Source organism: Psychrobacter sp. CX5, assembly GCF_057621535.2.
The window spans coordinates 81,129-103,573 of the sequence record NZ_CM177735.1; the positions used below are offsets into that span (position 1 = coordinate 81,129).

Below are 22,445 nucleotides of genomic sequence, written 5' to 3' on the forward strand. Positions count from 1 at the left end.
TAGTATGCGGATAAAACATGTTAAGCTAGACCCGCTTACGCATCAAATAGTCACTGATTGCTAGATCATAAAAAACCGCTTCATACCAATATGAAGCGGTTTTTTTAGAGATTTACGATAATCATGCAAAACAGTCATTTATTTTTTACTATTTTACTAAAGCTTATGCTTATTAATCTTTCAGCTTAGTAAAACAGGTGTGAGCAAACAGCTATTGGTAGCATCCTTACAACCCACCTACCTCATTGATAATTGATTCGTTTTGTTCAATAGGTGTGGCTATTTTTAAATACTCTAAATAGTCTCTAAACTGCTCTTTTCCGCGAATATCTCTCATATCAAACATCGCTTGGGAGAGCTCTGACGCTGGCACATCTTTTATAGATCCTTTTGAAACAGGACCTAACATCAATACTGTCGCTCCTGTATTAGTCTCAGTGGCTACCGCAACCGGTTTCTCCCCCTTACTTTCGTAACTAAAGGCAATCGCCTTTTCATCTGCCGCTAATTGCGTAGTTTGACGATCGACATTTTTAAGCGATTTGAATGATACGTTAGTCGCTTGCATACCTTTGTTGTTACCAATAGCAGCAATACGATTGGCTTCAGCCAGTGCCATATCAGTGGCCTTCTGCTTAGTAAGTATATTTTTAATTTGTGGGCTTGATTGTTGTAAAGACAAGGGTGCTACCGGTCTATAGTTACTAGGCTGTACCCAAAGTGTTCCTGAATTGACTTTTATACTGGGACTAACAGATTCATTTTGAATCGTAAAGTCATCAAATGCCGCCTCGATGACCGCAGGCTGACTAAGCTCCGTCTTATTGTTAACTTTAGTGTAGTCTTTAAGCTGGTGAACTGTCAGCTCTTCTTGTTGAGCAATATCTTCAATACTGACACCATCCGTTGCCATATCATTAATTCGGGTGATTTTATCAGCAATTATCTGCTCACGTTTTTGACGCTTTACTTGCTCGACTAACTCATCTCTGATGCTATCAAGCGTTGGCATATCGTCGCCAGACACCTCATTAACTTTAAATATCTGATAACCAAAGCTGGTTTTAATAGGTTCTGAAACTTGTCCCTTACTTAGTCCCTCAATGGCCTTGGCGACTATTTGTCCATCTGCTCCAAAAGCTTCAGGATTGAAAGTACCTATATCACCACCTTTTGACTTACTCACTGGATCTTCAGAATACTGCTTAGCCAAGGCTTCAAAACTTTCACCTGCTTTAAGTCGTGACTGTATATCATTAATAGTATTTTGTGCATTATTACCTGTAAGAAGAATTTGGCTTATTTTTTTGGTGTAATTGCCAACAAAACTGGCTTTATAGGCATCATACTGAGCCTTTAGCTCCTCATCCGTTACCTCATCTACTGGTATTTTGGTAGGATCGAGTCTTACATAAGCTAAATCAACCATCGCCATACTATTTAGCTCATTTTTGTGTTCATTATAATAGTCTTCAATTTCAGCTTTTGATACGGAAACGTTATCTGCATACTGCTCCCATGGTAGTCGGTACACCCATACATCTCGCGTTTCTAATTGCAAGGCAAGTAAGTCGTTGATTTCCTTTTCAGGATACAGGGCAGTTTGTGCCACACTGGCATATAACTGCATGAGATTCAACTGTTGGCGATAATCTGCAAACAATTGATCCTTAGTAATTCTTTGCTGCTGCAGTGCAAAGGCAAACCGATCATTCGAGAAATTGCCATTTTGATCTTGATATTGAGGATCTTTTAACAACAGGTTATTGATCTCAGCATCCGATACGTGCATACCTAATTGTTCGGTTTGGTTTCTTAATAAGGCCCGGTTTATTAATCCTTCAAGTACCTCTTTATTCAAAACATGCGTATTGATCGCACTAGGTTCAACACCTTCTTCTAATAGCTGAGTTCTACGTGCGTTAATACCGTTTTGATATTCCATTCGGCTAATGGATTGATCACCTACCTTAGCCACCTCATTTGCGCTAGCGCCACCACTAAAATAACTCTCAAGCCCCAAAATCACGAGGGGTGATAAGCAAAGCATCAAAAAGATTCTTCCAGGCCAACTTTTAAGAAAATTTCGTATCGATTCCATAGTACATATCAGTCTTTGGTTAATTAATGGGTAACACCATATCATACGTGAAAATAAGGTCTGACACAAAAAAAACGCACCCTAAGGTGCGTTATGGTCTACTATTAGAAACTTAATTCACTTAACATAGCATTGCTTAGGCTTAGTTTAAACGATCTTTAAGACCTTTACCTGCTTTAAAATGTGGTACGCGGCTTGCTGGAATTTGTAACTCTTCACCAGTTTTTGGATTGCGGCCAGTACGCGCCTTACGATCTTTTACGCTAAAAGTACCGAAACCGACCAATGAAATAGTGTCATTATTTTCAAGAGCTTCGCCAACACTCTCCATCATAGCATTTAGTGCATCTGAAGCTTGAGTTTTGTTTAGGCCGCTTTTTTCCGCAATGCTATCAACCAATTCTGATTTATTCATAGAAAATTCCTTTAAAGTTTAAAAATTCAGGGGTAAATTTTACCGCTTAACTACTCATTAAGCAATAATTTATTAAGCAATCACCAAGCCTTTAAATACTACACAATAGCGCAAAAAAATGCACCTATTAAATCAAAAGTATTTTTTGACAAGGTAGTTCATAAATGCAGTTATAACAAGGGGACTCGAAATGTGCAAGAGAAATTTACACTTTATTTTCGACAAACGCACTAAACATACCTCGTGACACTACTTATAATAACTTTATACCCTCAATATCATGTTTTTTCAAGCGCTATTGTATATTTTGCCTATATTAAGCTAATAATAAGCAAAATTATCAGTATAAATTATGGTCATTATCACCGATATTAAACTAAGTCACACACATTTAAGACAATCGAACCTATGGCCTAAGCGATTCTTTATGCTATTATTTACCTCGTTTAGCGATTAAAGAGTGCTCAATATCAGTGGCTTTTTAGACTTATAGTGCCCAATCTTAGCACCTCATTTAGTAACACCTTTTATAGTAGCACCTTAAACGACTGCTTATGTGGTAGTACTCTCATAGTAGTTACACAAGCTCTTTTATAGTTAATACCTCTATATATATTTCGAATATAGGTTTTTAAAAATAAATTCTATACTAGGGTAAATCCAGTAGTAACCCTTAATTTTAATTCTTAAATAGGTTTAGTATGAGTCAAAATTCAATTTCTAACTCTTTACTTAATGTTGTACTGGTACTTGCAGAGTCCGTCATTACCCTTGTATTGAGGTTTGATCCTAACCTTCGAAAAGCGGTATACCCTCTTGCACAAAAAAATACTGTGGTTTGTGTTCGGAGTTATCTGCCCCACACCCAGTTCTATGCCACCTTTACGAACAAGGGTATATTATTGGATACTCACTTGCCACAACAAGTTTCAGAGCCTCATGTCATCATTAATGCTTATAGCCACCAAATTATTAATTCATTCATAAGTAATGATGCCACTCAAATTAATAAACTCACAATGCGCGGTGCTACTGAAACGGTTGCTGAAGTCCGCCACTTCTTGGTACAGCTTGGCTTAGCGAGCTTAATTCAAGGTATTATTAAAACTTTTAAGGGTAAAGACAACTCAAAAAAAGAAGAAGCAAGCGCCCCGGTACCCGACTACAAAGCTCGTATAGAAGAGCAGCAGAAGCAATTAAATGTATTGAGTACTCGCAATCGGGCGCTAGAAGTTAGCCTGAAAGAAGCACAAAGTAAGCAAAAAACCACGTTGATCGCCTTAGTCATCGTTTCAATAATTGCAGTTGCTGCGGTTATAGGCTGGTTGACCTAAGTATTATTCTTTTTAAGCCCGAATTGTGTGTTTACTTTGCTATACGCTATAACTATTACCCTGTTCTCAACTGATTGAAATTCACTGTATGCTGGTGCTTTTAGCCCAGTTAATCAAGGCCTTTAATCAAAAAATGCTGGGCTAAAGCCGCAGCCTACATTAAGAGTTGAGATTGAGGTAACTAATTTAATTATTGTAGTTATAGCGTTATATAGTTATAGAGCTTTATGGTTAAAGCGTTCAACTAACCTTAGTTTGTAGAGCATATTATTCTAAATCTGTCCAATCCATAAAGACATTACTAGTAAATTAATGACCCTCTATTTAAGCTCTTAACATCTTAAGCTCTTAACATCTAATGACTAAATTTTTGTAGTACAACATACTGTGCACATCGTCACTTATTACTCATCTTCTTGCATTATTCACCTCGCATGACTCGCTTAATCATTCTTTATAGCCAATATACTTAATCTAATACTATGGATCGATATCCTAGCCTTGTATTAACCTACCCTATTGTCGATATTTTTAGCACCCTAAAAAGGCAATTTTTTAACCGTCAACTTATTGTTTTAATTATATATTACTGCCTTACAAATTAGGTACTAATTAATCTTGACTATTTTACTCAGGATTAACTATAATAGCACTCACATTAACCACTAGTGATCTTGCGGAGGCTTGAATGCGCTTAACAACTCGAGGAAGATACGCAGTAACGGCGTTACTTGATCTGGCTATCCAAGATAGTGAATCATCAAGTGCTGTCTCCTTATCTGATATTGCCAAACGCCAGTCAATATCGATTTCTTACTTAGAGCAGTTGTTTTCTAAATTAAGAAAAGCAGGATTGGTAACCAGTACTCGAGGCGCATCAGGTGGCTACCATTTAGCAAAACCACTTGCAGAAATCGACGTCATGGCTATTATTACAGCCGTTGATGAGTCTGTTAATGCGATGCAGTGTGAAGGTAAAGGTAACTGTCAAGGTGGCGCCATGTGCTTGACGCATGATCTATGGTGTGCACTATCTAAACACATCGAGCAATATTTAAAAAATATTTCATTAGAACAATTATTACAGATGGAAAATGTAAAAGATGTCTCTCATCGACAACAACTTATTTATAAGGTTGCCACTGAGTCATCTGATCCCAATATTATATTCTCAGCCAGTGAGGTTAACCCAGCATGAGTAACATAAACCGTCCTATCTATCTTGATTATGCAGCCACTACCCCTGTAGATCCTGAGGTAGCAAAAAAAATGACCGATTATATGACCTTTGATGGGATGTTTGGTAATCCAGCATCACGTTCTCATGGTTATGGGTGGCAAGCAGAAGAAGCCGTTGAAAATGCCCGTCAGCAAATTGCAGATCTCATTAATGCCGATCCACGTGAAATCGTTTTTACCTCAGGTGCTACTGAATCGGATAACTTAGCGATAAAGGGTGCGGCTCACTTCTACTCAAGTCGTGGTAAGCACATTATCACCAGTAAAATTGAACATAAAGCTGTGTTAGACACGTGTCGCCAATTAGAGCAAGAAGGCTTCGAGATTACTTACATCGAGCCCCAAAAGAGCACAGGACTTATTTTACCTGAACAAGTGAAGGAAGCCATGCGTGAAGATACTATCTTAGTGTCTCTTATGATGGTTAATAATGAGCTTGGTACTTTAACCGATGTGAAAGCAATTGGCGAAATTACTCGCGCTGCAGGTGTTGTCTTCCATGTTGATGGTGCTCAAGCTGCTGGTAAGGTAGCCATTGATCTTGAGCAATTAAAGATTGATTTAATGAGCTTCTCTGGTCATAAAGTATATGGTCCTAAAGGGATTGGTGCTTTATTTGTACGCCGTAAGCCACGTATTCGCCTACGTGCAGAACAGCATGGCGGCGGTCACGAAAGAGGGATGCGTTCAGGTACTTTAGCTACCCACCAGATTGTGGGTATGGGCGAAGCGTTTGCGATAGCCGCAAAACGTCTTGAAGAAGATCATGCTCATGCGCAAAAGTTACGTGATAAGCTTTGGGCAGGCGTTCAAGATATTGAAGAGATTTATCTGAACGGAGACTCAGAACATAGTATCCCTAATATTATCAATATTAGCTTTAACTTTGTTGAAGGTGAATCATTAATGATGTCACTTAAAGACATGGCGGTATCTTCAGGCTCTGCTTGTACATCAGCTACCTTAGAGCCTTCTTATGTATTACGTGCCATTGGTCGTCCAGATGAGTTAGCTCACAGCTCTATACGTTTTAGCTTTGGTCGTTATACCACTGAAGAGGATATTGACATTATCTTGACTCAAATTCACGAAGCTGTCGATAAATTAAGAGACTTATCGCCACTTTGGGATATGTATAAAGATGGTGTTGATCTTAACTCAGTCGAATGGGCGGAACACTAATTGACAACTGATTAATTTTAGCAGGCATTTATTCTAAAGTTCTTTATTTTTAGGTTCTTTATTTTTAATTAGCTATTAATCAGGTATAACGTCTCTTAATTAGTTAGACAGTTATTTTTTAGACATTTATTTAGGTAGCTGTATTGATTGAAGGATTGATAGAAGCATTGCCGTGCTGATTTAAGAATTGGCTGGTTTGATTTATTAGTTGGGTTGATTTATTAGTTGGCTGGTATCATTTGGTTGTTAAAAGGTTAATTATCATTGATTATCCAGCCTCCAACCCTCATTAAAGACTTATAGATCATAGAATAAATAGATCAATAAATAGGTCATTGAATAATTAGCTCATTGATTCATTTATATCACTACTAAAAAACACTTTAAAACTATTTTTATTGAAATACGCTTAGCGAATAAGCTTAATAGTACAATTTATCTAGGTTAAACCCGAGGAGTAACACCATGGCTTATAGTAATCAAGTAATTGACCATTATGAAAATCCACGCAACGTTGGTAATTTGGACAAGGATGCCAAAAACGTCGGTACAGGCATGGTAGGTGCACCCGCTTGTGGTGACGTTATGCGTCTACAAATCCAGGTTAATGACGACGGTATCATCGAAGATGCTCGTTTCAAAACATACGGTTGTGGCTCTGCAATTGCATCAAGTTCTCTTGTTACTGAATGGCTTAAAGGTAAAACTTTAGACCAAGCGGGAGAGATTAAGAATAAACATATCGCTGAAGAATTAGCGTTACCACCGGTTAAAGTTCATTGCTCAGTGCTTGCAGAAGATGCGATCAAAGCGGCAATTAATGACTATCGTGTTAAAAGTGGCAGCACCTCTACGGAAGCATAAATTAGTTTGACCACAAGCTGTTAAGTTTGACTAGAAGCCGTTAAATTTAATTAGTTAATCCGTTACGTTTATTAGCTGAGTATATTAATAAGGCCACTTGATGGGCAATAATAGTAGACTTTAACATGAGTAGCTATTTAGATTATTAGTAATTACCGAGTTTAAGTCCACCGAGTATACGGTCTTACTTGTATCAACAAAAGATCAATTAAAGTAATTTTTAACAAATAGGAAAGTCTAAATGATTGAACTGACCGAACGTGCAGCAAAACACGTCTCTGACTATCTTTCAAACAGAGGTCATGGTGAAGGCATTCGAGTTGGTATTCGTACTGCTGGATGTTCTGGACTGGCCTATGTGTTAGAATTTGTTGATCAACCTGATGCTGCTGATCAAAAATTCGAAAGCCAAGGGGTTAATATCTTTGTTGACCCCAAAAGCATGGTTTATCTTGATGGTTTACTGATGGATTATGTAGTAGAAGGATTGAACGAAGGCTTTAAATTCAGTAACCCTAATCAAAAAGGGGAATGTGGATGTGGAGAATCATTTACCGTTTAATATAAACGATTAAACAATTTTTCTTTGCAATCCTAGCCATTCAATATACACAACTTTACTTTTAGCTGACGACATTGTTCGTCAGTTTTAACTTTAGCATATTTTAACTTTAGTACATTTTAGTACTTATAGTATGCCTAGATATTCTATGCTGACTTTTAACAGTGCATAAATAAAAGTTTTATACCTTTAGCCAATTAATAGCACCCCAAGCCTATGTCTGAAAATACGCCTACCTTTGCCAATTTTTTTGCTCTCTTTGAGCAACCAGTTGCTTTTGATGTTGACAAAACAAAACTAAGTAACCGGTTAAGGCAACTTCAGCAACACTATCATCCAGATAAGCTATCTTCAACCTCTGAGACGGACGATCCTTCGTCAAGGCAAAGTTCTGCGGTTATTAACCATGCTTACGATATTTTAGTAAATCCAGACAGTCGCGCCAATTACTTACTCGAGCTATCCGGCCAATCCTTAAATACTGACCACTCTATTGCAGATTTAGATTTTCTTGATGATGCGATGGACATGCGTATGGCATTAGATGATGCAGAGTCATCGGCTGATTTAGCAACCATAAAACAATTAAAAACAAAAGTAGACCAGCGCATAGAGGCTCACTCGACACGCTTTAATGATGCCTATCTCAATCAAGACTGGCCAGTAGCGATGGATGCGACTCAGAAGCTTAAGTTTCTCGTTAAACTCAAAAAAGATATGGATACCTCTATCGACAATAGTCAGCAACAAGACCACGATGACGACCTCTATCTATAAGTCTTTATAACATTATATTATCGCCATTTTAACCTCTACAACCAATTGAGTGTGTTATGTCTCTATTACAAATTGCTGAACCCAATCAAAGCGCCAACCCTCATGAACATCAGTATGCCCTTGGTATAGATTTAGGCACTACCAGATCTATGGTGGCGGTTGTACGCTCAGGTAAAGCTTCACTCATCGAAAATTCAGCTTCTGATGAGTCAAATGCTATCGACACACTCCTACCTTCCGTCGTGTACTACGGTATTAAAGAAAATGACAACTTACCTTTAGTGGGTAGTGACGCACTCGCCTATTTTGAAACCGACCCTGAAAATACCATTATTTCTGCAAAACGTTTTATGGGTCGTAGCCTAAAAGATATTAAATTTTCGCATCCTTATCAGCTAAAGTCGAGCGATAAAACGACAGACTCAATGCCGTCATTTGTCACTGCTTCAGGAGAGTTCTCGCCTGTTGAAGTTTCTGCCGATATCTTGCGGACGCTTGCGCATCGTGCTCAGTCTGCGTTACCGGATGATAGTATTCAAGGTGCGGTGATTACGGTGCCTGCCTACTTTGATGAAGCTCAGCGACAAGCAACTAAAGATGCGGCTAACTTAGCAGGTTTAACCGTACTTAGGCTATTAAATGAGCCTACAGCGGCGGCTGTCGCTTATGGACTCGATCATCAAGAAAATAATAATGATAACAGCGAGAAAAACGAGCATATCTATTTGATATATGATCTGGGTGGCGGTACTTTTGATGTGTCTTTATTAAAGATGACAGAAGGGGTGTTTGAAGTATTAGCCACGGGCGGTAACAGTGCATTGGGGGGTGATGATATCGACCGTCAAATTATGGGTTGGATATTAAAGCAAGCGGGCTTAAAACCAGCCGATATGACCGCCCAACAGCGCACCCATATTGCTCGTCAAGCTGAATCCTATAAACGAGCCTTGACCCATAAAGACAGCGTAGAAGTCTCTTTATCTATTGGTGATAAGCCGTGGCAAGGAACGTTAACGACTACCGATTTACGTCAGATTATTGAGCCCATAACGCGTCGTACTTTAGCCGCTTGTGAGCAAGTGATGCGAGATGCCAATGTCGAAATATCACAACTGGATGAAATCATACTGGTTGGTGGCTCTACACGAATGCCTGTGATTCAAGAAGCCGTTACCGCCTTTTTTAATAAGGCGCCCCTGTCACATCTAGACCCTGATCAGGTTGTGGCCTTAGGAGCCGCTCAGGTTGCTGAACAACTTATTAAACAAGATAAATCCAACAATGTGTTGTTGCTAGATGTCACACCTCTGTCATTAGGTCTAGAGACAATGGGAGGACTCGTCGAAGTCATCATCCCTCGTAATACCCCTATCCCAGTAGCGAAAAAACAAACCTTCACTACTTATCAAGATGGTCAGACAGGTATGGTCATTCACGTAGTACAAGGTGAGCGTGATACCGTCGCCAATAACCGTTCTTTAGGGCAGTTTGAGCTATATGGCATCCCACCTATGAAAGCTGGACTTGCTCGCATTGAAGTCACTTTTGAGATTGATGCCAATGGTCAGCTCTCTGTGAGTGCTTATGAAGCTACTTCAGGCTTACAAAGTGACATTAAAATTAAGCCATCATACGGTTTAAGTGATGAGCAACAAGAGCAGCTGCTACGAGCTGGATTTGATAATGCTGAAAAAGACAAACTCTCTCGTAGTCTGCTGGAAGCTAAAGTTGAAGCTGAACGCGAAATCCTAGCATTACAATCTGCTATGGAAGAGTTTAATGCGTTACTCTCAACTTCCGAACAATCAGACTTACAACTCGCAATGAATCAGCTGGGTAAGGTCTTAAATGAAGTCTCAACATCACAAGTATCAAATCTAGAAGAGCAAGACTTGATGGCCTTAAAAGCAGATGTTGAAGCCAAACAAGCTCTGCTTAAACCCTTGAGTGACTCCTTTGCTGCTCGAATTATGGATCTAAGCGTTAAACAATCTATGGCGGGCACTAGCACCGATACTTGGTCTGAATAAACCAAACTAATACCTTTTAAAAAATTTATAACGAGAATGCCATATGCCAAAAATTACATTATTGCCTCATCATGAAATATGCCCAGAAGGGGCCGAAGTTGAACTTGAAAGCGGTGAAAACCTATGTAAAGGTTTGCTTGAAAAAGGCTATAAAATTGAACATGCTTGCGAAATGTCCAAAGCCTGTACTACCTGTCACGTAATCGTCCGTAAGGGCTTTGATAGCTTAGAGGAGATGGACGATATCGAAGCAGATTTGCTTGACAGAGCTTGGGGGCTTGAGCCTGACTCTCGACTATCTTGTCAAGTTGACATCGAAGACACAGACTTGGTGGTAGAGATTCCTAAATATACACTAAATCATGCAAAAGAAAACCATTAAACAGGGTGGTATAGAAGTACGTTTGGAATTTAATACCTAATCAGGAATAACAAACACATAATTAAAGGCGCCTCTAATGGCGCCTTTTTTAATGAAGCTAACAAAGATAAGTTATGATATTAAAAAGTCATAAACTACCCTATTTCTGAGCTTGAAACCCTATTTAATCCGATAATTTGTTAGCTTACTGCATCTGCCAGTCAAACGGCATCTGATTGTGACCTCGTAGTGCCATCATCAAAGTCTGCTGCATGGCGAGATATACTTCTTGAGTATAGGGCACGGTAGGCGTTCCCCAAACAGGATTAGGCCATGCCAAATCGTTTTTGTAGCGCACAATATGATGAAAGTGTAACTGGGGCACTTGATTACCGAGGGCTGCCACATTCATTTTGTCAGCATTGAAGGTTTTAGCCATTTGACTCGATAACCAACTTGACTCACGTAAAAACTGTGCTTGATCCGCAGCGGACAGCTCATAAATTTCTTGTACACCAGCCACTCTAGGCACCAAAATCAACCAAGGAAACTGACAGTCGTTAATAAGACGACACGTTGATAACGGAAAATCTCCAACTAAAAATGAATCTTTAGCTAGGGTTGGATGAAGTTGAAACATATTGGCTCTCTTAGTTATTTTAATATTTCTGCAATCCAATATTTTATCAGGTATTGCATAGATATTATAGATGCTAAGTCATGTTTAATCTTTTTTGTACATTTGCCCTTATTAAAGATTTGGTTGTCGGTATTAAATGAAAGCGTTGCACATAAAAAAACAGCCTTAATCTCTTAAGGCTGTCTTACTATTTAGTCTGCACAGACTCAAATAGTTATGTATATAGCAAACGCACTATTTTATTATTATTCTCTTCCTGTTGTTTTACTCATCATCCCTAATTATTTAAACAATTTTTTTATTATTAAAAAATTTATTATTATTAATCGTGACCTTATTATTAAAAGCTACTTCATTATCAATATCGAGTACCCGATTGATTTACATTTCAACGGCGTCTTCAGCCTCGTCATCAAACCACTCTGGTACTTGTAAGTCCTCAAGATCTACCGCCAAATAAACGTTATTATTACTCATTGTTGTCATCATGTCCTCTCCTCTTTATTTTTATTCTCCTCTATTGGATGGGTATACGATACGTGTATTTGATGACACCTGTATTAAACAAACATGACGCTTTTATGATATAGCTCACACTTTGACATATTTAGACGACAACATTAGGGGTTATCTTTTGAGACATGCTTAGCAAAGTGAGTCAATAATTCACGAACGACTTCGACTCGTTTTTGCGGGGTATCTAACTTGTCAGGATTAGTATAGCGTATCCCTGATGCCCCGTTCATACGATAGCGGTTACCATCTGATTGAATCAATTGAATGATGGCCAGCGCATCTACTGGGGTATCCGGTGCAAACTCTAAAACCACACTGTTAGACGTTGCATCAATCTTAAAGATAGCCAGCGGCTCAGCCTGCACTCTTAATTGATGTATCGCAAACAGCTGCTTGGCTTGATCGGGTAATCCACCAAAGCGGTCGATCATTTCCGTACGAATGTCGGTTAGCATCTCTTTATCATCGGCATTACTAATACGTTTGTAGAATAAAAGACGCTGCGGCACATCATTGACATAGTCCTCTGGTATAAGCGCTGAACAATGTAAATTAATATCACTGGTCAAGGACAAGGGTGTGTTTAAATCAGGCTCTTTACCTGCTTTAATGGCCTTAGTCGCACGCTCTAGCATATCCATATACAGACTAAAACCAATGGCCTGCATGTTGCCACTTTGCTGTTTGCCTAAGATCTCACCAGCGCCTCGAATTTCTAAATCTTCACTTGCCAGCATAAAGCCTGCACCCAGTGTATTGGCGCGCTCAATGGCAGTTAGACGCTTTTTAGCATCGCCTTTAAGCCCTTTTACGGATGGCACTAACAGATAGCAATATGCCTGATGGTGACTGCGTCCCACACGGCCTCTAAGCTGATGCAGCTGCGCCAAACCAAACTTATCAGCACGTTCAATAATGATGGTGTTTGCATTTGGTACGTCAATACCCGTTTCAATAATCGTGGTACACACTAGGACATTAAACTTTTTGTGATAAAACTGCTGCATGACTTGTTCAAGACCACGCTCATTCATTTGGCCGTGCGCCACCCCAACCCGAGCCTCTGGTACCAGCTCACGAATATTTTCTGCCATGCGTTCAATACTGGCGACATCGTTGTGCAGTAAGTAGACTTGCCCGCCGCGCAATAGCTCACGTAATATCGCCTCCTTCAACAGCTGATTAGACTTTTGCATGACAAAAGTCTTAATCGCTAAACGACGTGCGGGTGGGGTTGCGATAATAGACATATCACGCATACCAGTAAGCGCCATATTTAGTGTCCGCGGAATCGGTGTTGCCGTCATTGATAAGCTATCTACGTCACTTTGAATAGCCTTAATACGCTCTTTATGACGTACCCCAAAGCGATGCTCCTCATCGACAATCATCAAGCCTAAGTTGGCAAACTTAACGTCTTTTTGCAGCAGCTTATGAGTACCAATCACGATATCTACTTTGCCCTCTGCGAGCTCCTGTAACACTTTATCTTGATATTTTTTACCGCCAAATCTCGATAAGGTCTCAACCCGAATCGGCCAATCTGCAAACCGATCCTTAAAGTTGTCTTCATGTTGGCCGGCAAGTAGCGTAGTGGGCACTAGTACAGCGACTTGATAACCACTGTTAACCGCAATAAAAGCGGCTCGCATCGCCACTTCAGTCTTACCAAACCCCACATCGCCACAGATTAGCCTGTCCATAGGTTTGTTTTGTTTCATATCGTGCATCACCGCATCGATAGCATTGGCCTGGTCTGGTGTCTCTTCGAAGGCAAACTGACTGGCAAATAACTCATATTGGGCGGTATCAACCGTAAAGTGGATGCCCTCTTTGGCTTGTCTACGGGCTTGGATATTTAATAGCTCAGCGGCGACATCGTGGATTTGTTCCATCGCCTTTTGTTTGGCCTTATCCCATTTACCACTACCAATCTTGTGCAGTGGTGCCAAAGCTGGGTCTCCGCCACTATAACGACTGATTAACTGTAAATTGGCTACCGGTACATAGATACTGGCGTCGTCAGCATATTTTAAATGAATAAACTCTTGTTCACCCTCCCCGGCATCTAAGGTAATCAAACCATGATAACGTCCAATACCTTGATCGATATGCACAACCGGACTACCTTCAGTCAATTCTGTGACGCTTTTTACCAAAAACTCTTCTGAGACATCGCTTTGACGGCGCCGACGAGTCTGTAACACCTGTCTGCCGAATAGCTGAGTTTCACTGACAATAGACAGGTGTTGGTCGATTACAGCACCACGCTCAATAGGCGCAATGGTCAAGCCCACCGTTGGTCTTGTTTCGCTCTGTAGTGAGTCAGGATGTTGATACAATTCACTGGTTAAAAACTGCTGTAAGTTCTCAAACGTCTGAACCGTAAGCTTACCCTTGAATACTTCTAACAAGATCTCTCGACGTCCTGCCGTTTCTGCAACGACCAATATAGGACGTCGCTTTGAGTTGTCTTCCTGCCATGTTCCGTTTGCATAAGTAAGAAGCTCTTGAAGTGGCTCTGCTTTTTGATGTTGTACGGGAAGCTCAGGTGGCAGTGACACCGGTAGGCGTACCTTACCGCTTTGGGTGTTGTCTTCTGAATCTGAATCGGAGTCTGCTTTTGATAAGTCAGTTTGACTCAAAATAATTCGCGGATACGCATTTAGCTTCTCATGAAGCTCATTGCTCGGTAAATACAGCAGCTTAGGCTCAACGATCGGCTTATCAATATCATGACGACGCTCTTCATAACGGCGTTGAATCTGTGACCAGTAATCGGCTTGTAATTCAGTCGTATTTTCATCAATGATAAATAACGCATCTTTTGGAAAATAGGAAAATAAATGCCCGGTTTGCGACCAGTCATCTAAGTCGAAAAACAAGGGTTGATAATATTCAAGGCCACTGCTGGCAATACCTGCCATAACATCTTTGTGGACTTCGACTTTGCGACTACTGGCTTTAGGATACATAGCAGCGAAGTTATTCCGAAATATTTCACGTCCTTCTTCTAAAGGAAACTCTTTGGCAGGGAGCACCTGAAACTGGGTAATAGGTTTTGAGACATCAGGTAGCTTATGTAATAAAGACAGCGACTCTACTGTCAGATCATGTTGATTGGCACTATCCGAATCTGATTTGCCAGCGACTAAATCCATCAGTGTTTGGGTCGATAGTGTGCGCTGTGTTTGCGGGTTAAAAAAGCGTATGGTCTCAATTTCATTATCAAACAGATCTAATCGCAGTGGAAACGGCTGACCCATCGCAAAGATATCAACCACACTACCCCGAACCGCAAACTCGCCCGGTTCAAAGACATTATCAACCGCACGATAGCCTGCCGATGCCAATAAAGACCGTTGAACGTCGATGTCAAAAATTTCGCCCACGCTTAAGTCAAAATGTTGCCCGATTAACCAACTTGGTGGTGCGACACGTTGCATTAACGTTTGAATGCTAATGAGTAATATGCCGCTTTTGGGCATATCGGTCAGTAGATTAATACGCTCGCTGACAATATCCTGATGCGGCGAGAGCTCATCATAAGTCAATGTTTCCCAATCAGGGAAAACATAGGCATCCACACCGCAGAACGCCAATTCAGTTTCTATTTGATTGAGCTGGTTTTGATCCTTCGTTACTACCACCTTTAGGCGGTTTTCTACATTGGCCACAGGACAATCTGTGAGACTGGCTAACCATAGGCTGCCTGCCGCCGCATGAGCTGGATACAGCCAACGTTTTTGATTTTTATCAATTGGGAAAATCTTTTCATTAGTTGGGGTAAAGATATCAGTTAAGGGATGCTCAATTAGGTTCGGCATAACGGGTGGTTTTTATCCTTGTGAAAGGCCAGTTTGTCAAATAAAGTAACGTTTAGGGGCTTATAGTAAAGCGCTTTTTAGGGTGTCTATTATACGAATAAAAGTAATAAGTACCAATTCAAATTGGCGTGGTAATTGTTCATTATAGTCATAGCCATATAAAAAAGTTACGGTGTTAATCTTGCTTAGCCTACACCAGTAGTACTTACACTCGATTGCCTTGTACCTCATTTATCTGACTACGACTATAGTTTGGTAGTCTGAAAAAGTATTCTGCAAGAGTCATCTTCATAGGCAAAATTCTAACTTGCATGAATGGTTTGACCACAAACGCGGTTTAGCCATGATTGAAGCGGATATACTTGGCAATGCACTGTGGTGCGTGCGCTTGGCAAGTGACGGTATCGTGGCAGCAGGAACGGCACATGCCTTTAGCGCACGCCACAGTGCGAGTCAAGATAGTAGCGAAAAGCATGAATAGCTCTACATTAAGTAGTCTATAATAGATGGCATAGAGAAAACCAACATAGCAAGTGCTGAGCTATGTTGGCTTATTAGATTTTAACTCAATAAGTTTTTACGGGTGTAAAGGCGTCATATATACTCTCCAGTCGCCTTAATTATCAAAATCTATTTGTTTAAGATCTCGCCAAAACGACCTAAATAAGGGGCTTGTCACTGGCGATAATACCGTTGTTATCGGCGTAAACAAACATGCCAGAATTTAAACTCAAGTCACCAAAATTGATTTCGATATCGGTCTGTCCTTCACCGCGGCGCGTTGATTTGCGAGGAATACACCCTAGCGCCATTACGCCAATATCCATTTGCGCCATGTCATCAACATCACGAACACAACCGTAAACGATAACCCCTGCCCAGCCGTTTTTAATGGCAGATTCAGCAATCATATCCCCCAATAACGCGCAGCGCATTGAGCCACCACCGTCTACCACCAGCACTTTGCCTTCCCCATTGGCATCTTTTCCATCGCTATTTAATAGCTCTTTAACTCGGCTGTTGTCTTCAAAGCATTTGACGGTTACGATCTCGCCGCAAAACTTATCTTTACCGCCAAAGCTGTAAAATGACTTACCTTCTATATTGGGCAAGCACACTTGGCTTTCAGGATTGGCATCTAGTAAGTCGCAGGTTACAAAGTTTGTTTTGGTCATCTCGGTCATTGTTATTTCCTTATAGGCTATGGCTTAAGTGATAGGGGCATAAAAAGCTCGTTTATGAATTTAAACCTCTAAAATCGTATGAATCAGTTATGTTGTACCCACGTTCAAATTTTTTGCTTAAGACTTTAATTGAGTCATCATAAGGAGTTCTTTATTCTCAATCACGGTAACAGTGTTAATCGTCTTATCTCGCGGCATATACTTATGTCGCTCATGAATATTTTGAGCGCTCAGCGCTATCGCAGCAGCAACCCTTTGGGCCTCAATAGGTCGTGCCTTCATCGTTTTTGGTACAAGTGGTGATATCAGCTTATAGGCTCTTTGGGCACTGTTTTCTAGTATTCGCCCTTTATGTTTGCCGAGTAATAAAGACGGTCTAAATATGACCAATTCATTAAACCCCAGTTCTATGATTGCGTTTTCAAGCTCACCTTTGACACGATTATAAAAAAACCGGCTTTGTGTATCAGCCCCTAAAGCAGACAATAAAAAGAAACGCTCTACGCCTTTGTTACGACACATCTTAGCAAAATTTAAATTATAGTTATAATCTATATTTTTAAAATTGTCGTCACTACCTGCTTGTTTTTTTGTGGTTCCTAAGCATGTAAACGCATCGGTATCAGTACCTATCGATATGTTAGTAATCATCTCATCGAGGTTTGTAAAATCCCCCAATTGATAAAACTGCATCTTTGCCGAAATTTGTTTGGGTGGTTTTCTGGCGATAATAATCAAACTGTCATACATTAAGCTCAGCTGATTGACTAAGTTTCGTCCGACTAGACCAGTTGCGCCTATTATTATGGCTTTACGTTGCATATCTATGGTTACCTATTTTTCGATACTTCATTGACGCTTTGATGACGCTTGAATAATACTTATAAGAAAGCTCTTGATTATATCTAAATATATCCTTTCTAAAGACAATTTCTTTCTGTTACTGTAAACCCTTTTAGTTAAGGGCTCAATCGATAATTTACTCTTGAAATCATTTGATACAAAGCTTGTTAAAATGACTAATTACTGATATAATCCGCCGCTTTATAGCAATAAGTAAATGGTTTGTTTGTCATTTGACTATTTATCCTTTAAATATGGACAAATATAGACATAAATACAGACAAATAGTTATTTAGTTCACTAAGATACCTACTGTTTTATTAATTTGTAATAACATTGGTATCTGTTATAAATCTCCTTGCTGTTGACATGGGGTCAATGGCTACTAATCCGTAAGGAGTCTTAAATGCGACATTACGAAGTGGTGCTTATCGTACACCCTGACCAAAGCGACCAAGTTGTCGGAATGGTTGAGCGATATATCAAATTAGTTCAAGACAACAGTGGTCTTGTACATCGTCTTGAAGATTGGGGCCGCCGTCAATTGGCTTACCCAATTAATAAAATCCATAAAGCTCACTATGTCTTATTCAATATTGAGTGTGATGGTAAAACTTTAGAAGAGCTTGAAGAGCTATTCCGTTACAACGACGCGATTATTCGTAGTCTGATTGTTCGTCGTGACGACGCGATTACTGAGCCTTCTCAACTAGCTAAAACTGCTGATGAGAAACGCGCTCGTAAGACGCCACGCAGCGAAGACTCTAGCAACGATCATGATGATGAGTCTAACGACTATTCTGACGATTAATTTAAGCTCATTTAAGGAGAACATCCATGGCACGTTTTTATCGCCGTCGCAAATTTTGCCGTTTCACCGCTGAAGGTATCACTCACATCGACTATAAAGATGTTGAGCTACTAAAACAATACATCAGTGACAATGGTAAAATTGTACCAAGCCGTATCACTGGTACATCAAACAAATATCAGCGTCAACTAGCAACTGCTATCAAACAAGCTCGTTATTTAGCATTGCTACCATACACTGACAATCATCAGTAAGCCAACTTAGGAGTGACTCATGCAAGTTATTTTATTACAGCGTATCGTCAACCTTGGTAAGCTTGGCGAAACTGTAGATGTAAAAGCTGGATATGGTCGTAATTTTCTTATCCCGCAAGGTAAGGCTTTACCTGCTACACCAGCAAACCTTGAAAAATTTGAAGCACGTCGTGCTGAACTTGAAGCGATTGAAGCTGAAGAATTAGCTGCTGCACAAAAACGTGCAGATGCGCTTACTGACGTTAACGTCATTATGCGTGCTAAATCAGGTGAAGATGGTAAGTTATTTGGTTCTATTGGTACTCGCGATATCGCTGATGCCTTAACCAAATCTGGTATCGAAGTTGACCGTTCTGAAGTTAAGTTACCATCTGGTACACTACGTCAAGTGGGCGAATATAACGTTGATATCCAGCTTCATCATGATATCTTTGCTAATATCTTAGTAACTATCTTATCTGAAGATGGTAACGTCCAAGCTGCACCATCATCTGACGCTCAGGAAACTGAAGAAGAAGAGTAAATTGTATTAGCAAGCTATTTAGCTTGTTAAGATTCTAAAAATAAAAGTCAGCTTCGGCTGGCTTTTTTAATAGTTAAAGATATGTTATTTAGTGTAATAGCTCTGGCTATTGACTTGTTCTACCTATTATTCCACTGTATAATATCTCGTTCTATTGGGGATGTTCTGGCTTCGACGCTGGTGATGAAACTCAATGATGCATGTCGAGAGTATATGTCCTCTCGTTAATCAAACATATATTGTTATAGTCGCAAACGACGAAACTTACGCTCTAGCAGCTTAAACCCTGCTTACTCCTCTGCCCTTTACCCATAGTGGGTTAGATGAGTTGAAGCGCACGCATATGGGTTCGCTTAAGTGACTGCCTTAGTCACTTAGGTTCAAACTTAAAGGATCGCCCTATCCAACCTGACTGTCGGTTCGGTGCGGGTTAAAGCCAAAGACAGACCCTAAACATGTAGATTCATGAGCGTAGTGCTGGCGGACGCGGGTTCGACTCCCGCCATCTCCACCAAATACTAGTATTAAAATAAAGCCCCTCATTCGAGGGGCTTTTTTTTGACAGGATTTTGACAGAATTAAGCTTAGCGAGGCTAACACCGTAACTTTTTAGTAGTTCGATATATATATTTGATAGTATATTCTAATTTGATGGTATATTTGTTAGCTTGTCAGTATTAATAGTATAGTCATGATGAATGACACTATACTTATTATAAATTTAAAACAAAAAAAATTTCTAAACAAGCTGAACATCTAACCAAATATTTGAACTCTTAACCATTAAATTACCAATACAATAAGGCTATATTCTTGTCAGCGAGCTATAAGGCGTTCAGTACATTACTTATTGCGATCATTAAGATTGTTACACCTCCTTTTGTCGGCATCTTATTCTTTACCCTATTTTTTATGTTTTCCAACTATATTATTCACTCACAACCTTTGTATCCATAGCTTGGACCCAATTGGTTTCACGTATATATCGAAATGCTAGGTATTGGGTATCTCTTTTCTTTAGCCTCTTATTTTTTCTCACTTATACCACTGGCTTTTCTCAAACAAACTCAGTATTACACGTTAGCTTTAGTCGCTTTATTTGGTTTTGTTTATGGCTTTTCAATATTTTATTTTTTTATCACCCATGTTGCGCCCATCATCTATTATTTAATGGCTGGACTAAGTAGTGCGGTTGGCACTGCCACTTACTATAAGCTGGACAAGACGTTACGGTTGAGCTACATTTAGTGCATTTCAACTTAAAGGTATGATACTTTTGACTAAAAGGGAACAACAATCAACAAAATCCGAATGAGCACTTGCTATCCTTAACACCTCTTTGTCTCGGGTCGTATTATCGTCTAACAATAAGCAAAAATTCTTAATGCCTGGTTTTTTATATCATTTATCATTTTTAATAAAAAAAGCTTGTCACTACTGCAGTGACAAGCTTTATGATAATAGGTACGACAAATTTTAGGCAAAAAAAAGATGACCCCATCAGCACATCCTCGGCACACATTGTATCTACTACCGTTGCTACCTTCCGGTCCTGGCGGGGTTCATAGTACAATGTTGCGAGGCTACCAATAGAGTCACCAAGCACGTATTATACATTAGCTCGCATTTTTATCAAGTTTATTCATCAAATTAACCTATGATAGTTAACGCTGAGATGACCTTTATTAGGACTTTCACAGCACTAAGATTTAAAGCAACTGGGGTATATTTATTATCCCTGTTTGCAAGGTGGCGCCAGACGTTTAATAAACACTCCTAAATCAACTATAAGCGCTTAAATTCAGTTATTTGCGGAAGTTGTAGTTAATATTAAGGTCGAATATATTAAGCATATTTGCTAGCAACATTATTCACAATGATTGCACTTATTGTATAAAAAGTAATTGATATGATGTCGTTAGTCGTTAATAGAGAGATACTTTAAAAAAGTCTACTTTAAAGTTGCCTATAATGACATTCATAGTGTTATTTTTATATTAAAAGGAGTTTAACGATGATACATTCACCCGTACAACCCATATTACGTTTAGGACTGTTAGCGGTTCTTGCCTCTACAGTGTGTTTCAGCCTCACGGCTCATGCAGAGCCTACAGGCTATAATCAAATAAGTTTTAGCGTTGATGCTGAACAAGACGTTGAAAATGACGAGGTAACTGCCACCTTATCTAAAAACGCTCAGGCGACAACCCCTAATCAGCTTGCAACAGAGCTTAATAAAGCGATCAATAATGCGCTTAATATAGCTAAGCGCTATCCCACAGTTACTGCTACTACAGGTTCTCAAAATACTTACCCCCAATATAATGATGAGGGAAAGATTACTGGCTGGACAGGTACGGTTAATATTAACTTAAAGAGTAATGACTTTGCCAAGACCAGCGAGCTGGTTGCTAAGCTACAAGACACCCTAGTTATTCAAAATATTAATTTTGGCGTCTCAGAGAAAAAACAAAAAGAGCTCGAAAAGGAGTTAATTAAACAGGCTTCATTAGAATTTAAGGCACAAGCGTCATCATTAGCTCAAACGTGGGATATGAGTGGTTATAAAATTATAAATGTCTCAATCAATAATAATAACCATTATAACCCGCCTATGTTAGCGGTATCTGCCACAGCTATGGAACGTTCAAATAATAATGTGCCTGCCCAAAACTTTGAAGCGGGCAATAGCCGTTTGAGTGTCACTGCTAATGGTACTATTGAGCTAATACCTTGGCTGAAATAGAGAAATGACATAGCGTATAAGTTTTATTCAATCCTATTCTAAGAATTTTGCCAACTTAAAAGCTGTTCGGTAAGCTTTTGAAGGTTTTAAACCTAATACCTCAAAAACCCAGACCTCTAAGAGATCTGGGTTTTGTTTTTTAGTATCTTTAACTTTTAAAGTCACTTTTTAAATTAAACCATTGCCTACATCAAAACATAACAATGCAGATAATCTAAAGTGATTTTTAATTA

Annotated in this window: 19 protein-coding genes and 2 other RNA genes; 14 read left to right on the top strand and 7 right to left on the bottom strand. The window is 39.5% G+C overall.

All coding sequences use genetic code 11. The features are described 5' to 3' along the window. Window positions 1-226 precede the first annotated feature (226 nt). A complete protein-coding gene (locus AC21OG_RS00270; protein WP_491185050.1) occupies window positions 227-2,050 on the bottom strand; it encodes a SurA N-terminal domain-containing protein in 1,824 nt (607 codons plus the stop codon). Window positions 2,051-2,243: 193 nt separating this feature from the next. Continuing rightward, window positions 2,244-2,516 (bottom strand): HU family DNA-binding protein, encoded by a 273-nt coding sequence (locus tag AC21OG_RS00275; RefSeq protein ID WP_486546435.1) that lies wholly within the window; start codon window positions 2,514-2,516, stop codon window positions 2,244-2,246. Window positions 2,517-3,217: 701 nt separating this feature from the next. Between AC21OG_RS00275 and AC21OG_RS00280 the strand changes: the two genes are divergently transcribed. From AC21OG_RS00280 to fdx, 8 genes are all read left to right on the top strand, one after another. Continuing rightward, window positions 3,218-3,850, top strand: coding sequence for a hypothetical protein (locus tag AC21OG_RS00280; RefSeq protein WP_487376956.1), 633 nt, complete (start codon window positions 3,218-3,220; stop codon window positions 3,848-3,850). Between the two features lie 688 nt (window positions 3,851-4,538). Further along, window positions 4,539-5,048 carry an Rrf2 family transcriptional regulator gene (locus AC21OG_RS00285; RefSeq protein ID WP_486546433.1) on the top strand — a complete coding sequence of 170 codons (510 nt, stop codon included), beginning with the start codon at window positions 4,539-4,541 and terminating at the stop codon, window positions 5,046-5,048. Window positions 5,049-5,053: 5 nt separating this feature from the next. Beyond that, window positions 5,054-6,271 (top strand): IscS subfamily cysteine desulfurase, encoded by a 1,218-nt coding sequence (locus tag AC21OG_RS00290; RefSeq protein ID WP_487377148.1) that lies wholly within the window; start codon window positions 5,054-5,056, stop codon window positions 6,269-6,271. Between the two features lie 465 nt (window positions 6,272-6,736). Further along, complete coding sequence (iscU, locus tag AC21OG_RS00295) at window positions 6,737-7,135, top strand: Fe-S cluster assembly scaffold IscU (RefSeq protein WP_486546432.1); 399 nt, start codon at window positions 6,737-6,739, stop codon at window positions 7,133-7,135. 241 nt (window positions 7,136-7,376) lie between these two features. Then, a complete protein-coding gene (iscA, locus tag AC21OG_RS00300) occupies window positions 7,377-7,697 on the top strand; it encodes an iron-sulfur cluster assembly protein IscA (protein ID WP_486546431.1) in 321 nt (106 codons plus the stop codon). Window positions 7,698-7,913: 216 nt separating this feature from the next. Beyond that, window positions 7,914-8,474 carry a Fe-S protein assembly co-chaperone HscB gene (gene hscB / locus AC21OG_RS00305; RefSeq protein WP_487376958.1) on the top strand — a complete coding sequence of 187 codons (561 nt, stop codon included), beginning with the start codon at window positions 7,914-7,916 and terminating at the stop codon, window positions 8,472-8,474. 56 nt (window positions 8,475-8,530) lie between these two features. Continuing rightward, a complete protein-coding gene (gene hscA, locus AC21OG_RS00310) occupies window positions 8,531-10,507 on the top strand; it encodes a Fe-S protein assembly chaperone HscA (protein WP_487376959.1) in 1,977 nt (658 codons plus the stop codon). 43 nt (window positions 10,508-10,550) lie between these two features. Continuing rightward, window positions 10,551-10,889: an ISC system 2Fe-2S type ferredoxin gene (fdx, locus tag AC21OG_RS00315; RefSeq protein WP_486546428.1), complete on the top strand. Its 339-nt coding sequence runs from the start codon at window positions 10,551-10,553 to the stop codon at window positions 10,887-10,889. 184 nt (window positions 10,890-11,073) lie between these two features. On the opposite strand, the gene AC21OG_RS00320 is transcribed toward fdx, so the two are convergent. Together AC21OG_RS00320 and mfd are read right to left on the bottom strand one after the other, a co-directional pair. After that, a complete protein-coding gene (locus tag AC21OG_RS00320) occupies window positions 11,074-11,508 on the bottom strand; it encodes an HIT domain-containing protein (protein WP_487376961.1) in 435 nt (144 codons plus the stop codon). Between the two features lie 620 nt (window positions 11,509-12,128). Next, entirely contained in the window at window positions 12,129-15,851 is a 3,723-nt protein-coding gene (gene mfd / locus AC21OG_RS00325; protein WP_487376962.1) for a transcription-repair coupling factor, read from the bottom strand. 343 nt (window positions 15,852-16,194) lie between these two features. Between mfd and AC21OG_RS00330 the strand changes: the two genes are divergently transcribed. Next, window positions 16,195-16,332, top strand: a complete 138-nt coding sequence (locus AC21OG_RS00330; RefSeq protein ID WP_487376964.1) for a hypothetical protein — start codon at window positions 16,195-16,197, stop codon at window positions 16,330-16,332. A gap of 178 nt (window positions 16,333-16,510) precedes the next feature. Here the strand turns inward: AC21OG_RS00330 and rraA are convergent, their stop codons facing one another. Then, window positions 16,511-17,026, bottom strand: a complete 516-nt coding sequence (rraA, locus tag AC21OG_RS00335; RefSeq protein WP_486546587.1) for a ribonuclease E activity regulator RraA — start codon at window positions 17,024-17,026, stop codon at window positions 16,511-16,513. A 126-nt stretch (window positions 17,027-17,152) separates the two neighbouring features. Beyond that, a complete protein-coding gene (locus AC21OG_RS00340; RefSeq protein WP_487376965.1) occupies window positions 17,153-17,857 on the bottom strand; it encodes an NAD(P)H-binding protein in 705 nt (234 codons plus the stop codon). Between the two features lie 427 nt (window positions 17,858-18,284). Between AC21OG_RS00340 and rpsF the strand changes: the two genes are divergently transcribed. From rpsF to ssrA, 4 genes are all read left to right on the top strand, one after another. Beyond that, window positions 18,285-18,689, top strand: a complete 405-nt coding sequence (gene rpsF / locus AC21OG_RS00345) for a 30S ribosomal protein S6 (RefSeq protein ID WP_486546423.1) — start codon at window positions 18,285-18,287, stop codon at window positions 18,687-18,689. A gap of 26 nt (window positions 18,690-18,715) precedes the next feature. Continuing rightward, window positions 18,716-18,943: a 30S ribosomal protein S18 gene (gene rpsR / locus AC21OG_RS00350; protein ID WP_007395263.1), complete on the top strand. Its 228-nt coding sequence runs from the start codon at window positions 18,716-18,718 to the stop codon at window positions 18,941-18,943. A 19-nt stretch (window positions 18,944-18,962) separates the two neighbouring features. Beyond that, window positions 18,963-19,466, top strand: a complete 504-nt coding sequence (gene rplI / locus AC21OG_RS00355; RefSeq protein WP_487376967.1) for a 50S ribosomal protein L9 — start codon at window positions 18,963-18,965, stop codon at window positions 19,464-19,466. Window positions 19,467-19,622: 156 nt separating this feature from the next. Beyond that, window positions 19,623-19,980, top strand: a transfer-messenger RNA (tmRNA) gene (gene ssrA, locus AC21OG_RS00360). Window positions 19,981-20,961: 981 nt separating this feature from the next. On the opposite strand, the gene ffs is transcribed toward ssrA, so the two are convergent. Beyond that, window positions 20,962-21,058: signal recognition particle sRNA small type (gene ffs / locus AC21OG_RS00365), an RNA gene on the bottom strand. A gap of 422 nt (window positions 21,059-21,480) precedes the next feature. Between ffs and AC21OG_RS00370 the strand changes: the two genes are divergently transcribed. After that, window positions 21,481-22,212, top strand: a complete 732-nt coding sequence (locus AC21OG_RS00370; RefSeq protein ID WP_486546421.1) for an SIMPL domain-containing protein — start codon at window positions 21,481-21,483, stop codon at window positions 22,210-22,212. Window positions 22,213-22,445 lie beyond the last annotated feature (233 nt).

What these genes read in the sequence shown, in the direction of transcription:
- AC21OG_RS00270 (WP_491185050.1), bottom strand. Translation starts at nt 2,050, where the DNA reads ATGCTTTGCTTATCACCCCTCGTGATTTTGGGGCTTGAGAGTTATTTT.
- AC21OG_RS00275 (WP_486546435.1), bottom strand. Translation starts at nt 2,516, where the DNA reads ATGAATAAATCAGAATTGGTTGATAGCATTGCGGAAAAAAGCGGCCTA.
- AC21OG_RS00280 (WP_487376956.1), top strand. Translation starts at nt 3,218, where the DNA reads ATGAGTCAAAATTCAATTTCTAACTCTTTACTTAATGTTGTACTGGTA.
- AC21OG_RS00285 (WP_486546433.1), top strand. Translation starts at nt 4,539, where the DNA reads ATGCGCTTAACAACTCGAGGAAGATACGCAGTAACGGCGTTACTTGAT.
- iscU (WP_486546432.1), top strand. Translation starts at nt 6,737, where the DNA reads ATGGCTTATAGTAATCAAGTAATTGACCATTATGAAAATCCACGCAAC.
- iscA (WP_486546431.1), top strand. Translation starts at nt 7,377, where the DNA reads ATGATTGAACTGACCGAACGTGCAGCAAAACACGTCTCTGACTATCTT.
- hscB (WP_487376958.1), top strand. Translation starts at nt 7,914, where the DNA reads ATGTCTGAAAATACGCCTACCTTTGCCAATTTTTTTGCTCTCTTTGAG.
- hscA (WP_487376959.1), top strand. Translation starts at nt 8,531, where the DNA reads ATGTCTCTATTACAAATTGCTGAACCCAATCAAAGCGCCAACCCTCAT.
- fdx (WP_486546428.1), top strand. Translation starts at nt 10,551, where the DNA reads ATGCCAAAAATTACATTATTGCCTCATCATGAAATATGCCCAGAAGGG.
- AC21OG_RS00320 (WP_487376961.1), bottom strand. Translation starts at nt 11,508, where the DNA reads ATGTTTCAACTTCATCCAACCCTAGCTAAAGATTCATTTTTAGTTGGA.
- mfd (WP_487376962.1), bottom strand. Translation starts at nt 15,851, where the DNA reads ATGCCGAACCTAATTGAGCATCCCTTAACTGATATCTTTACCCCAACT.
- AC21OG_RS00330 (WP_487376964.1), top strand. Translation starts at nt 16,195, where the DNA reads ATGATTGAAGCGGATATACTTGGCAATGCACTGTGGTGCGTGCGCTTG.
- rraA (WP_486546587.1), bottom strand. Translation starts at nt 17,026, where the DNA reads ATGACCAAAACAAACTTTGTAACCTGCGACTTACTAGATGCCAATCCT.
- AC21OG_RS00340 (WP_487376965.1), bottom strand. Translation starts at nt 17,857, where the DNA reads ATGCAACGTAAAGCCATAATAATAGGCGCAACTGGTCTAGTCGGACGA.
- rpsF (WP_486546423.1), top strand. Translation starts at nt 18,285, where the DNA reads ATGCGACATTACGAAGTGGTGCTTATCGTACACCCTGACCAAAGCGAC.
- rpsR (WP_007395263.1), top strand. Translation starts at nt 18,716, where the DNA reads ATGGCACGTTTTTATCGCCGTCGCAAATTTTGCCGTTTCACCGCTGAA.
- rplI (WP_487376967.1), top strand. Translation starts at nt 18,963, where the DNA reads ATGCAAGTTATTTTATTACAGCGTATCGTCAACCTTGGTAAGCTTGGC.
- AC21OG_RS00370 (WP_486546421.1), top strand. Translation starts at nt 21,481, where the DNA reads ATGATACATTCACCCGTACAACCCATATTACGTTTAGGACTGTTAGCG.